This is a genomic window from Rhizobium sp. SG_E_25_P2, assembly GCF_029892285.1.
GTDB lineage: Bacteria > Pseudomonadota > Alphaproteobacteria > Rhizobiales > Rhizobiaceae > Rhizobium_E.
Genome location: NZ_JARXVM010000003.1, coordinates 129872 through 142799, shown reverse-complemented (window position 1 = coordinate 142799; position 12928 = coordinate 129872). Strand labels below are relative to the sequence as shown.

Here is a 12928-nt window from a genome sequence, read left to right as displayed (position 1 = left end):
TTCTTTTGCGTCATTCTCCTCTGGTTTTCACATAGTCTTCAAAGAGGGCGTCTAGCCTCTTCGAGAGAAAGTCTCCGAAAGCTGCGGCGTCCGCCGATTTAAGCGACAAAACGAATGTCTTCCTGCCGGCTTTCATGCTTGCCGCCATATCGCCGCCAGCCTTGGGCGACCAATGGACTGCGACAGCTTCGAGATCGTTCTTGGCGGTAACAGACGCCAAGGCCAGTTCGAAACGTTCATCGGACGTGATTGCTCGCGCATCGACCGTTTCGAGGCGGGCCATTGCTGGCGCCAATGTCTTTGGCGTCAAAGCCTCGGACAGAGCCAGCCATTTCCGCCGGCCGATGCCTGGCGCCGATCCTATGAGGCGGATGAGTTCCCCAGGGACATTTCCAGCAACGGAAAGCATTTTGGACAATTCGGTTTTGTCCGTGGACAAAGCCTTCATGATCGTTTGTCGCGTAAACCCCTTCTGCTCCAGCGCTTGGGCGAAAACCACGCGCTCGATATAGGACAGGTTCTTGCGTTCGCCATTCTCTATGCCCTGGGCGATAACCAAGGACTGGTCGTCGAATTGGCGCACAACGGCCTTGACCTTGATGCCCAGGACGATGGCCGCCTTGAGACGCCGGTGGCCGTAAGCCACTTGGTAACGCCCCTCAGTCATAGGATGCGGACGAACGAGAATCGGAACTTCCTGGCCGTTTTCGGCGATCGACTGCACAAACGGATCGTCTTCCGAGAATTCGATCTCATCGAGACGGTCCCGGACGAAGGACGGATCAATCAACGCAGGATCGAGTTCCTGGACGTGATGCCCCGATTTCAACGCTTCCTGCAGCGCCTTGGTTTCGTCTTCCATCCGTCCAAGCGTCAGGGCCATGGACTTCACTGGACCCGCTGGACCGCGAGGCTCGTCCTGTTCGTCGAAGTTGGCCGCGGCCAACCCTTCGACCGACTGCTGAAAAATGCCGCTGAGCGTTGTTCTTCTGCTCATTTGCGCCCCCAAACCTTGAGGATATTGGCCAGGACTTCCGCATTGGCGGCGTTGATGGATTCAAGCGCCCTGTCATAAGTTGACTTCCGAACCTGACCGCGCTCGATCTCGTATAGCGTCTGCTTGGACAGACCGGCATCCGATATTGCCGTCGACTTCAATATCGTCGCCGTCAGAACGTCGTCGGAGAAAAGACTCCGCAACAAAGCGACAATTTGTGACTGCGGCCCATCAAAGGGTTCGTGGCGTGTCACGACATATTTGATGAAGTCATGCGAGAGATCCCCGCCTGCCCTGCGCACCACGGCAAGCAGATCCGAGGTCATCAGGAGAAACTGGGACATCGAGGCAACATCCACCATTTGCGGATGAATTGTAATCAGCATCGCAGTCGACGCGCAAACCGCGCCCAGCGTCAGATAACCCAGTTGCGGCGGGCAATCGATGACGACGATATCGTAATCGGCTTCGACCTCGGCGATCGCTGCGCCAACGCGCCGGAAAAACGGTTCGCTCTGAGTATTGCGGCGCTCAGCCAGCGCCCGCGGCGTCTCATGCTCGAACTCCATCAGTTCGAGATTGCCGGCAACCAAATCGAGGCCGTCGAAATAGGTTTTGCGCACCACATCCTTCAGGCTGCGCCGTTGGTCATCGTAACGGATCGCGCCATAAAGAGTGTCGCCTTCACCGAGATCGAACTCAGGTTGGACGCCGAGCATGGACGACAGCGACGCCTGCGGATCAAGGTCGACGGCAAGCACGCGATAGCCGCTCAGGGCCAGGAACTGCGCGAGGTAAAGCGTCGTCGTTGTCTTGGCCGAGCCGCCCTTGAAATTGGTCACCGCGATTGTCTGCAGTTTGTCACCCGGCCGGCGATGCGGCATAAGCGACAACGCGTCTTTAGGCTTGACCGTGGCCAGATGCTGCCTAAGTTCGTTGATCTGAGACAGCGTATAGGAACGGCGCCCGCTGCCGTTCACATCGGGAGCAGGGCCTTTTCCATCCAGCGACAACTGCCGCAGATAGCCATCGGATACGCCTATCAGCTGCGCGGCGTCGCCGGAAGAGAAAGTCCGGAGCTGCTTTTGAGACTGCGGCGGAAACAAATGCTCCGACAACAGCTTCAATTGGCGCGAAAGCTGTTTAGCTTGGCGCTGTATACGAACATCGGTCGTTGCGACGGTGTTTGCGGTCAAGTCGAATTTCCTTCGTAAAACGGTTTGCGTCCTGATACGGAAACTAGACGTCTAGCGTTTAAAAACCGTACCGGTTATGCCACGATTCGGAATTGGCGCCAAACGCCAAAAAGTTGGCCGCGGCCAACACTGATTTTTCCCCTAAACGACGCCTTTTGAACTGCGATCCATCACAAAGATGAATCGAAGCGCGCAACCGATTCAAACTCCTGATTGGACGAACCGAAAACCGCCGGCGATACTCCAGCCATGATCAGAGACACTATCAAACTCTATGGCGAACGACGGGATCCGGGCCGAAACATGGCCCGCTTTTTCGCACTGGAAATCACCCATGATCTTCTGGGCGGTATACGGCTTGAACGTCGTTGGGGCAGGATCGGCCAGCACGGGCGGCTGGCGGTGGATATGTATTCAAATCTTAAAGAGGCAAAAAGCGCCATGGAGGTATGGCGCGCCCGGAAATTCTCAAACATGAGCAACGCCTATATCCCCAAGGAAGACAAGCGATGACAGACCCGTTCATGCCCTATCCGCTTTCCAGCGGCCCACCTGACGCACGACGTTGGAAAGACGGGATTTCGCCCCACCCAATATCACCAATCGGCAATACGGGAGAAATGTTTGTATCAGGCGAGGGCGCAGAACCGGTGGCCAAGCGCCCCAATCACGGGGCGCCAGCAACTCACCCTTGTTTTCCGATCTGCTCCCCTTCCTTACGGCTGGCTACGGTCGGCGACGACCATCTCGGCAGATGGCCTCAGGTCCCCTCGTCACTCGACTGGCATTGCCCAACCTACAAGGAAGGACATCGCAACCGCCAATCTTAGGCAGATGACTTTTCATGAATGGCGTCGCGGACCACGCCATAAGATGCACCCCAGGCATCGGTCATCTCAGCCCTGATATCCCACAATTCGGGGAAGAAGCGATGTCTCGCGCCGGCCTGCAACATATCGACCGGCCGCCCCTTCAGCGATTTCGATCCAAGGCCGATCGACCGTTGAATGAGATAGACATGGTTGGCGCGAAACTTCTGGAACAATTCGTCGAACTCGACCAGCGCCTCGGCCGCCACATAGCTGTCGCCATGATCATATTTGCCGTCATAGACATCCTTGACAGATAGCCCCTTGCCATCGAGATAGCTCGCTTTAAACGCATCCCAGAGATCATACGGCATGCGCAGCAACAGCTTGAAACCCGGAGATTCCTGGCCGGATCCGTTGCCGAGCTGCAGGCGGATTTCCTGATATTCCTTCGGCGACATTGTTTCGAGCACGTCGAGCTGTTCAGTCATCAAGCGCATCAGCCGGTGGACGCGGCCCATCAGCGTAACCACACGATGCGTGTTGGCCTCGTTGAGATAACCGATCACATCAACAAGCGTGTAACAGATCAGCTTCATCCAGAGTTCTTCGACCTGGTGAACAATCTGGAACTGCAACTCATCGGCATTACAGAGGTCGTCTAGCGGTTTCTGGCAAGTCAGCAAACGATCGCAGTTCAGATAGACGCCGTAGTCGAGCATCTGGGGCTGTTCGATCAGGTCGTAATACTCACGCTTTGTCTTCATTTCGGCGTCCCTCGCTTTGCATTTGAAGCCTCAACCATATCGCGACGGTCGCCGAACAATGTCTTGAATTCACGCCATGGTCTGACAAACTGCAGTCCGATATTGCCGCGCCCTCCGATCGAGCAGGACATTGTTCCATGGACCACATCGACCGTAAAATCCTACACGCGCTCGAAAAAGATGCGCGAATGTCCTTTGCCGACCTCGCTGAATTGGTAGGCCTCTCAAAAACTCCATGCTGGACGCGTGTCAAAACGTTGGAAACGGAAGGCTACATCACCGGATATCGCGCTCTGCTGGACGCAAAGCGGCTTGGCTTTTCGCTCGAAGCCTTCATCCACGTCTCCGTTGATCTCACACTTGCCGACCAGTTCGAGGCCGCCGCCCAACGACAGCCGCTGATCCTGCGGTGCCACGCCACAACGGGAGACGCCGACTATACGCTGCATATCGCCGCCGCCGACATGCCGGGTCTTGATCGGTTGCTCCGGGACGTCATCTGTCGCCTACCGGGCATACGCAAATTCGTGACCTCGATGATCACCCGAGAGGTGAAGACACAACCACGTATCTCGCTGGCGGCCGACAGTCTTTGACGGAAATGCGTGAGAGGGGGAGCAACCCTTATAGCTGCGACGCCGCACCGTTTTCCCAACGACCCAATCTTGACACCTTGGATCTGAAACGCTCTCTCATGCCGACTTGAATACTCGTCGGGTAAAAAGACATGAAGAGGAAGCTTTAAGATGAGCAACGAACAACGGGGCCGGTCGATTGCCGGCATAGCGGCCTCGATTCAGACCGGCGCACTGGACCCGCGGGATCTCATCGACGAAACGCTCGATGCCATAGACAGGTATCCAGACCAAGCGATCTTTATCTGCCTCACGCCCGAACGGGCAAGGGCGGAAGCACAGGCCTCCTCGTGCCGCATCCGCGACGGTCGTTCCCTGGGACTTCTGGATGGCGTTCCCTTCGGCTGGAAAGATCTCTTCGATGTCACAGGCGTCACCACCACCGCTGGCTCCGTCGTGCTCTCCGGTCAACCGCCAGCGAGCGCCGATGCCGATGTCGTCAAGGCGTTGTCCGCCGCCGGCATGGTCAGCGTCGGCAAGACCAATATGAGCGAATTCGCCTTTTCCGGGCTCGGGCTCAATCCACATTTTGGCACGCCGCGCAATCCGGCGTCCGGCAACGACGATCGCATCACCGGCGGCTCCTCGTCCGGCTCGGCTGCGGCCGTGGCCGCTGGCCTTGTGCCGGCCGCGATGGGCACTGACACCGGCGGCTCCATCCGCATCCCCGCAGCCTTCAACGGCATCGTAGGCTATAAAGCAACGCGCGGCCGCTACTCGATGAAGGGCGTCTTTCCGCTGGCTGCGAGCCTGGATGCGCTCGGTCCACTCTGCCGCACGGTGCAGGACGCCGTCTGGATCGACGCCGCCATGCGCAATCTCACGGCGCCGCTGATTTCGAGACGGTCCCTCGTTGGCCAACGCTTCGTGATCGCCGACACCGTGTTCTTTGATGGCGCGGAAACGGGCGTGGTGGAGGCCTTTGAAGCGGCCGTGGAACGTCTTGCGCGCGCCGGCGCCGTCATCCGTCGTCAGGCTTTTCCGGTGATCTCCGACATCTTCGCGCTGATGGCCGAGCGAGGCCCGCTGGTGACGGCCGAGGCTTTTGCTCTCCACAAAGAAAGGCTTTCGGGCCCCGATGCCGCGCGCATGGATCCCCGCGTCGTCGCCCGCGCGCGCCTCGGCGAACGTATCAGTCTTCCCGATTACCTGCATATCGTGGAGCGGCGCCAGGCAATGCAGACGGAATTCGCCGCTTTGCTGGCGCCGGGCGAACTGGTGCTGACGCCGACCCTGCCGCATGTCGCGCCGCTGATCGAACCGCTGCGCCAGGACGACGACCTGTTCTTCGCCACCAATGGCAAGACGCTGCGCAACACGCTGATCGGCAATTTTCTGGATTGGTGCGGCGTCTCGCTGCCCTGCGGCTTCGGCGATGCCGGCATGCCCGTGGGCCTGATGCTGTCGGGACTTGCCAATAGCGATGACGACCTGCTGGCGACAGCGCTTTCGGCGGAGGCGGTCGTGCGGGGTGAGCGCTAAAATTGTTTGATTAGATCAAATAGTCTGATACGAAAGACGCTCAACACGTTCAGGCGCGCCTTCATTCATGAGCAGAAATTTCCTCGTCATCGAGCCGGAGGAGGGCGCTAGCGTCCTCAAGGGCCTCGCTTCACCCCTTCGCGTGCAGATGCTGAAACTGTTGCACGAAAAGGGGCCGATGAATGTCAACGACATCGCCGCTGAACTCGACCTTCCGCAATCCACCGTTTCCACCAACATTCAGGTTCTGGAAGACGGTGGTTTGATCCGCACGGAAACTCATAAAGCGCGCAAGGGCAGCCAGAAGATCTGCCATCCCACCTATGAGGAGGTGCTGGTCGTCTTCAAGAGCGCCTATAAGGCGGTAAAGACCGACGTTATCGAAGTCTCCATGCCGATCGGCCTTTATACCGGTTTCGAAGTCACAGCGCCCTGCGGCCTCTGTTCCACGGAAGGCATTATCGGCCTGCTCGATGTGCCCAACGCCTTTCTCGATCCGGACCGCATGAATGCCGGGCTTTTGTGGTTCACGCGCGGCCATGTCGAATATCAGTTTCCCAACAACGCCAAGCTGACCGGCGCGCAGATTCGCGATCTCGAACTGGCGGTGGAGCTGAGCTCTGAAGTGCCCGGCACCAGCGCCGACTGGCCTTCCGACATCACGGTCGCCATCAATGGCAAGGATATCGGCACCTGGACCTCACCCGGCGATTTCGGCGACAAGCGCGGCGTCTACACGCCCGATTGGTGGAAGCTGAAGGGCTCGCAATATGGCAAACTCAAGAACTGGCGCGTGTCCGCCGACGGCGCTTATGTCGACGGGGTGAAGATTTCGGATGTCACCATCAGCGATCTCGATCTGCTCCATCACCACTCGATTCGAGTGCGGATCGGCGTGCGCGACGATGCCAGGCATCCCGGCGGCATCAACATTTTCGGACGCGGTTTTGGCAATTACGACGAGGACATCGTGCTGCGCATCCGGACGCTTTAAAAATCACATTTCACGATATGGACACATATTCAACGATATCAGTGATATAGGCCTTTAAAGCTGAAGTCGCCTCCTTCAATAGTCATATTTTTGAACGGCCCAGCCTTGACCTCCCTGCCGAAATGATGATTGATATCACTCAAGATGATTTAAATCATCAGCGATGATATGCATGGGAGGATAGCATGAAGGCGACCGTGACGGCGCATGCGCGTTACATTGTATCTGAAATCGATCCGCGCCTGTATGGATCCTTCATCGAGCATCTCGGCCGCGCCGTCTATACCGGCATCTACGAGCCGGGCCACGCCACGGCGGACGAACACGGCATGCGCCGCGACGTGATCGATCTCGTCCGCGAGCTCAATGTTCCGATCGTTCGCTATCCCGGCGGCAATTTCGTCTCCGCCTATAATTGGGAAGACGGCGTCGGCCCGAAAGAACAGCGCCCTGTTCGCCTCGACCTCGCCTGGCACACCTCTGAAAGCAACGAAGTCGGCCTGCATGAATTCGCCGACTGGTGCTCATCCGTCGGCACCGAGATGATGATGGCCGTCAATCTCGGTTCCCGCGGTCTGGACGAGGCGCGCAATCTACTCGAATACACCAACCATCCCGGCGGCAGTTACTGGAGCGACATGCGCATCCAGAACGGACGCACAGAACCCTTCGACATCAAGCTCTGGTGCCTGGGCAATGAAATGGATGGCCCCTGGCAGATCGGCCACAAGACCGCCGACGAATATGGACGACTGGCCCATGAGACCGCCAAGGCCATGCGCGCCTTCGACAAGTCGCTGGAGCTCGTTGTCTGCGGCTCCTCCAACGCCAAAATGGCGACCTATCCCTCCTGGGAAGCGACGGTTCTCGACCATACCTATAACGAGGTCGATTACATCTCGCTGCATATGTATTTCGACAACAAGGCCGGCGACACCGCCAATTATCTCGCCCAGAGCCAAAAGCTAGACGACTATATCGTGTCGGTCGCCGGCGTGATCGATTTCATCAAGGCCAAGAAGCGCTCGTCGAAGACTGTCTATATCTCCTTCGACGAATGGAATGTCTGGTATCACTCGGCCGAACAGGACAAGAAGATCCTTGGAGGCGCCGAAGGCTGGCCGTTTGCGCCGCCGCTTCTGGAAGACATCTATAATTTCGAGGATGTGCTGCAGGTCGGCCTGATCCTCAACACCTTTATCCGGCGCTCCAATGTGGTGCGCATCGCCTGCCTGGCGCAGCTCGTCAATGTCATCGCGCCGATCATGACCGAGCCCAATGGCGCGGCCTGGCGGCAGACGACCTTCTATCCCTATCTCTTCGCCTCGCTCTATGGGCGCGGCCGGGCGCTGGATCTTTCGGTTGATAGCCCGACCTATTCCGCTTCCGCTGTCGGGGAAGTGCCGAGCCTCGATGTCTCCGCCGTGCATGATACGGAAACAGGCCATGTCGCCTTCTTCATCGTCAACCGCTCGGACGCGCCGGTCCGGGCCGAATTCAGCATCGAAGGCTTCGGTGAAACCGCGCCCGTCATCGTCGATCATCAGGTGATGACGCATGCCGATCTCCGCGCCGTCAACAGCGCCGCCCATCCCGACAATGTCGTTCCGAAGAGAGGGGAGGGGGCTCGCATCGACGGCAGCCGCCTGAGCGCCGACTTCGCCGGCTATTCCTACCAGATGATCCGCATCAAGGTTTGAGAGGTGGAAACCCCTGGACTTCTCGGGAGGAGGTTGCGGTGACGGCTGAAATCGAAATCAAGGACGTCAGCAAGCGCTTCGGGGCGTTGACGGTGCTCGACAAATTGTCGCTCACCATTCCCGCCCACGAGTTCGTGGTGTTCCTGGGCCCTTCGGGCTGCGGCAAGTCCACGCTGCTGCGCATGATTGCTGGCCTCGAAAGCGTCGATGACGGCGAAATCCGCATCAATGGCGAGCGGATCGATGCGCTGCCGCCCGGCCAGCGCGGCGTCGCGATGGTCTTCCAGTCCTATGCGCTTTATCCGCATATGACCGTACGGCAGAACATGGCCTTCGGGCTGGAGAACATCTCGGTCGGCAAGGACGTGATCGCGGCCCGCATCCAGGAAGCGGCGCGCATGCTGGAAATCGGCCATCTGCTTGATCGCAAGCCCGGCCAGCTCTCGGGCGGCCAACGGCAGCGCGTCGCCATTGGCCGCGCGGTGGTCAAGGAGCCCAAGGCCTTCCTATTTGACGAACCGCTCTCCAATCTCGATGCGGCGCTCCGCACCCGCACCCGCATCGAGCTTGCTCAACTGCATCAGCGTCTGAAATCGACGATGATTTTCGTGACCCATGACCAGATCGAAGCGATGACGCTCGCCGATCGCATCGTGGTGATGAACAATCGCAAGATCGAACAAATCGGCGCGCCGATGGAGATCTATGATCGCCCGGCGACGCGTTTCGTTGCCGGCTTTGTCGGCGCCCCGGCCATGAACTTCATCGATCTCGAGAGGCTCGAAGCAATCGATGGCGTCTTCGTGGCCCAAGCCGCGGACGGACTTCGGGTCAGGACTGCGATCGACGCGGCCTCCACACCTGCGGGCAAGACGGCGCTCGGCGTCCGCGCCGAAAGCGTGGGCGTCGCGGGCCCCGGCCAGGGCGACGTCGATGGCGTGGTCGACGTGCTGGAGCGTCTCGGCGATCGCACGCTCGTTTACGCCAGACTGCCCGGTGGACAGGTCGTGACCGCCACAGCCGAAGGGCAATCCCGGCTCAAGATCGGTGAACTGATCTCGCTCCGGCTCGATGGAGCCAAGGCGCATCTCTTCGATGAAACCGGCCGCGGCTGGCATGCGCGGGAGGCGGGCGATGGCTGAGACCCGCGCGATCCGCATCCCAAGCCGCGACATCAACGCGCCGGACTGGAAAAACGCGCTCTTCATCGCGCCATTCCTCACAGTGTTTACCGGACTGCTTGTCGCGCCGCTGTTCTGGGGCATCTGGCTGAGCTTTCACAAGGCCGACACCTTCTCGACCGGTCGCTTTATCGGCTTCGGCAATTATGTCAGACTGTTCAAGGACAAGGTGTTTCTGCAATCGGTCTGGAACACGCTCTATTTCGTGCTGTTGACCGCGCCGACGCTTGCCGCGCTCGGGCTGTTCCTGGCGGTGGCGCTCAACCGGCGCACCCGCGGCGCTGCTGTCATGCGCACGCTGTTCTTTTCGTCCTCGGTGCTGTCGGTCACCATCGTCACCCTGATCTGGCGCATTGTCTTCATTCCGAGATACGGCATGCTCGCCACCATTTATGGCTGGTTCGACGCACCGGCGCCCGCCTTTCTCTCTGATCCCAATCTCGCCATGTTCGGCATCGCCATCGCCACGATCTGGTGGTGCATTGGCCTGCCGATGATGCTGTTTCTCTCTGCCTTGCAACAAATTCCCGCCGATATCTACGAGGCGGCGGCGCTCGACAACGCCAGCCGTTGGCGCACGCTGACCGCGATCACGCTGCCGTCGATCAAGCGCACCTTCGCGCTCGTGCTGATCATCCAGATCGTGTTGCAATTCCAGCTGTTCGGCCAGTCCTGGCTGATGACCAAGGGCGGCCCGGGAAATGTCACCAAACCGATGGTGCTCTATATCTATGACACAGCCTTCCGGCGCATGGATGTCGGCCTTGGCGCTGCAGCGTCGGAAATCCTGTTCATCATCATCCTCATCGCCGCCATGGCGCAATATGTCCTGACCAGACGAAAAGGAGACGCCCGATGAGCGGCCTGTCCAATTCGCCGGCCTATGGCCGAAGCCTGGGCGATCGGGTAATCCTGTGGCTTGCAATCCTCTTGTCGCTGGCGATGGTGCTGCCCGCCATCTGGGTGGTCGGTCTGTCGTTGAAGAACAATGCCGAGCTGATGGTCGATCCAAACTCGGTCTTTCATCCGCCCTATGTGATCGAGAACTACATCAACATCATCCACACTTCGGCGGTGTTTCGCTGGGTGCTGAACAGCCTGATCGTGTCGATCGTGATGACGGTCGGCACGCTCATCCTGTCATCACTCGCCGGCTATGGCTTTGCGCGGCTGAACTTCAAAGGGCGCGATGCGCTTTTCGTAATCGTGCTTCTCGGCCTCGCCGTGCCGGAGCAGGCGGTGCTGGTGGCGCGCCACCAGATCTTCAGCCTGCTCAAATGGCACAACACCTATCAGGGCCTGATCCTGCCGGGCCTGTCCAGCGCCTTCGGCGTGTTCCTGATGACGCAATATTTTCGCGCCATTCCGCGTGAGCTTGACGAGGCGGCGCTGCTCGACAATGCCAGCCGCTTCCGGATCTTCTGGAAAGTGCTCTTGCCGCTGACGCTGCCCGCGCAGGCCACGCTCGGCATCTTCACCTTTCTCGGCTCCTGGAACGACTATTTCTGGCCGCTGATCTCGGCCACCAAGAAGGACATGTACACGCTGACGGTCGGCATGGCCTCGACCCAGACCAATTTCGCGCAGTCGGAAGGGATCGGCTACCTCATGGCGCAGGCGGTGTTTGCGGGCGCGCCGATCCTCGTCGTCTATCTGTTCTTTCAGAAATACATCGTCACGGCGGTGTCCGGGGCCGCTGTCCGCTAGCAGAGTTTATGGAGGCCTCGCTTTCGGGCGGGGAGCGTTTCAACGACAGCCGGACCGGGAGGGTCCGGCGCAAAGGAGGAAACTGTGATGCAATCGACATTCCTGCGCTACGCGCGAGCCGCCATTTCGGGGCTTGCGCTGATGACCGCCTCGTCAGCCCTTGCCGATCCGGTCGAACTGACCGTGCAGCGCTTCTTCGGCGCCTGCGAGGCCGACTTCGGCGAAAACACCGATGTCGCCAAGGCGGTCGGCGAATGCGGCATCATCACCTCGCTGATCAACAAGTTCAACGCCGACAATCCCGATGTCCATGTCACGGTGACGACGGTGGAATGGCCGGGCTATGAACAGTTGAACGCCCAGTTCTCGGCCGGCGATGCGCCAGACATCGTTACGATCCACGAATCCGCTTTGTCCGATTATCAGTCGAAGGGTCTCTTGCAGCCGCTGGATGATATCCTCGCCTCGGTCGGGGTATCCAAGGACGTGTTCACCGACGCCGCCGTCAAGGGCGTCACCAAGGACGGCAAGTTCTACGGCCTGCCGATCGACACCTGGACCATGCTGTATCACATCAACATGGACCTCTTTAAACAGGCCGGCCTTGTCAATGCCGACGGCACGCCGATGATGCCGAAGAGCCCGGAAGAGCTTTTCGCCCAGGCCGAACAGTTCAAGGCCAAGACCGGCAAGCCCTATTTCGTGCAGAATCTTGCCAATGAAACCGCGCTCTATATGCGCAATTTCTACACCTATCTCTTCCAGCAGGATTCCGATTTCTTCGCAGATCCCAAGAGCATCAAGATCAATACGCCCGAGGCCAAGAAGGTCGTCGAGATGTATAAGGCGATCTTCGACAAGGACCTGACGACCAAGGATCTCGATTACGGCGCGGCGATCAACGCCTTCCTGCAGGGCGAGGGCGGCGTACAGCTGAATGGCACCTGGGTGGTGGGCGATTACGACCTCGCGTCCAAGACGGAGGGCACGGCGCTCAACAAGGGCGGATACGCCGTCTATCCCTATCCGCAACTGTTCGGGGGCGCCAAGGCGCAGTTCGCAGACGGACACAGCTGGGCGGTCTCGGCCAAGGAGCGTACGCCCGAACAAACCGCAGCCATCGCCAAGTTCCTGAAATTCTTCGTCGACAATGATTTCGAATGGTCGCGCACGGGCCATCTGCCGACGATCAAGTCGGTGATTGCATCCGACGCGTTCAAGGCGCTGCCGCATCGCGACACGATCTCTGTCGTCGCCGAACTCGGCCGTCCGCTGCCGTCAGACGTCCAGCGCCAGTTCGCGCTTCAGGACATCCTCGGCGAGGAACTGGGCGCGGCGATCACCGGCCAGAAAGAAATCGATGCAGCGCTGACGGACGCGGAGGCCCGCGTCAACGAATTGCTCGCCAATCTCTGATCTCCCAGGCGAGGCGCGGTCTCCGCGCCTCATCGCCAATTGGG

At 59.2% G+C, this 12928-nt stretch carries 12 protein-coding genes; 9 read left to right on the top strand and 3 right to left on the bottom strand.

Annotated features, from left to right (window positions below; translation table 11 throughout):
- Positions 1–10 precede the first annotated feature (10 nt).
- Together repB and repA are read right to left on the bottom strand one after the other, a co-directional pair.
- Entirely contained in the window at positions 11–997 is a 987-nt protein-coding gene (repB, locus tag M2360_RS06610; protein ID WP_280773810.1) for a plasmid partitioning protein RepB, read from the bottom strand.
- A complete protein-coding gene (gene repA / locus M2360_RS06605; RefSeq protein WP_280773808.1) occupies positions 994–2193 on the bottom strand; it encodes a plasmid partitioning protein RepA in 1200 nt (399 codons plus the stop codon). Before repA ends, repB begins: the two co-directional genes overlap by 4 nt.
- Positions 2194–2442: 249 nt before the next feature.
- Between repA and M2360_RS06600 the strand changes: the two genes are divergently transcribed.
- Positions 2443–2706, top strand: coding sequence for a WGR domain-containing protein (locus M2360_RS06600; protein WP_280774079.1), 264 nt, complete (start codon positions 2443–2445; stop codon positions 2704–2706).
- A 313-nt stretch (positions 2707–3019) separates the two neighbouring features.
- Here the strand turns inward: M2360_RS06600 and M2360_RS06595 are convergent, their stop codons facing one another.
- The gene (locus tag M2360_RS06595) at positions 3020–3769 is read right to left on the bottom strand and encodes a tryptophan 2,3-dioxygenase family protein (protein ID WP_280773807.1); all 750 of its coding nucleotides are present in this window, start codon (positions 3767–3769) and stop codon (positions 3020–3022) included.
- 137 nt (positions 3770–3906) lie between these two features.
- On the opposite strand from M2360_RS06595, the gene M2360_RS06590 reads away from it, so the two are divergent.
- From M2360_RS06590 to M2360_RS06555, 8 genes are all read left to right on the top strand, one after another.
- Positions 3907–4365: an Lrp/AsnC family transcriptional regulator gene (locus tag M2360_RS06590; protein ID WP_280773806.1), complete on the top strand. Its 459-nt coding sequence runs from the start codon at positions 3907–3909 to the stop codon at positions 4363–4365.
- A 150-nt stretch (positions 4366–4515) separates the two neighbouring features.
- Positions 4516–5886, top strand: a complete 1371-nt coding sequence (locus tag M2360_RS06585) for an amidase (RefSeq protein WP_280773805.1) — start codon at positions 4516–4518, stop codon at positions 5884–5886.
- A 67-nt stretch (positions 5887–5953) separates the two neighbouring features.
- Entirely contained in the window at positions 5954–6880 is a 927-nt protein-coding gene (locus M2360_RS06580; protein WP_280773803.1) for a helix-turn-helix domain-containing protein, read from the top strand.
- A 185-nt stretch (positions 6881–7065) separates the two neighbouring features.
- A complete protein-coding gene (locus M2360_RS06575; protein WP_280773802.1) occupies positions 7066–8580 on the top strand; it encodes an alpha-N-arabinofuranosidase in 1515 nt (504 codons plus the stop codon).
- Positions 8581–8618: 38 nt separating this feature from the next.
- Positions 8619–9722, top strand: coding sequence for a sn-glycerol-3-phosphate ABC transporter ATP-binding protein UgpC (gene ugpC / locus M2360_RS06570; protein WP_280773801.1), 1104 nt, complete (start codon positions 8619–8621; stop codon positions 9720–9722).
- A complete protein-coding gene (locus M2360_RS06565; protein WP_280773799.1) occupies positions 9715–10620 on the top strand; it encodes a sugar ABC transporter permease in 906 nt (301 codons plus the stop codon). The genes ugpC and M2360_RS06565 overlap by 8 nt, the downstream gene beginning before the upstream one ends.
- Positions 10617–11468: a carbohydrate ABC transporter permease gene (locus M2360_RS06560; protein ID WP_280773798.1), complete on the top strand. Its 852-nt coding sequence runs from the start codon at positions 10617–10619 to the stop codon at positions 11466–11468. Before M2360_RS06565 ends, M2360_RS06560 begins: the two co-directional genes overlap by 4 nt.
- Positions 11469–11555: 87 nt before the next feature.
- The gene (locus tag M2360_RS06555; RefSeq protein ID WP_280773796.1) at positions 11556–12884 is read left to right on the top strand and encodes an extracellular solute-binding protein; all 1329 of its coding nucleotides are present in this window, start codon (positions 11556–11558) and stop codon (positions 12882–12884) included.
- Positions 12885–12928: the final 44 nt, after the last annotated feature.

Bases quoted from the DNA above. Each gene is read 5' to 3' on its own strand.
- repB (WP_280773810.1), bottom strand. From the start codon at position 997: ATGAGCAGAAGAACAACGCTCAGCGGCATTTTTCAGCAGTCGGTCGAA.
- M2360_RS06600 (WP_280774079.1), top strand. From the start codon at position 2,443: ATGATCAGAGACACTATCAAACTCTATGGCGAACGACGGGATCCGGGC.
- M2360_RS06595 (WP_280773807.1), bottom strand. From the start codon at position 3,769: ATGAAGACAAAGCGTGAGTATTACGACCTGATCGAACAGCCCCAGATG.
- M2360_RS06590 (WP_280773806.1), top strand. From the start codon at position 3,907: ATGGACCACATCGACCGTAAAATCCTACACGCGCTCGAAAAAGATGCG.
- M2360_RS06585 (WP_280773805.1), top strand. From the start codon at position 4,516: ATGAGCAACGAACAACGGGGCCGGTCGATTGCCGGCATAGCGGCCTCG.
- M2360_RS06580 (WP_280773803.1), top strand. From the start codon at position 5,954: ATGAGCAGAAATTTCCTCGTCATCGAGCCGGAGGAGGGCGCTAGCGTC.
- M2360_RS06575 (WP_280773802.1), top strand. From the start codon at position 7,066: ATGAAGGCGACCGTGACGGCGCATGCGCGTTACATTGTATCTGAAATC.
- M2360_RS06565 (WP_280773799.1), top strand. From the start codon at position 9,715: ATGGCTGAGACCCGCGCGATCCGCATCCCAAGCCGCGACATCAACGCG.
- M2360_RS06560 (WP_280773798.1), top strand. From the start codon at position 10,617: ATGAGCGGCCTGTCCAATTCGCCGGCCTATGGCCGAAGCCTGGGCGAT.
- M2360_RS06555 (WP_280773796.1), top strand. From the start codon at position 11,556: ATGCAATCGACATTCCTGCGCTACGCGCGAGCCGCCATTTCGGGGCTT.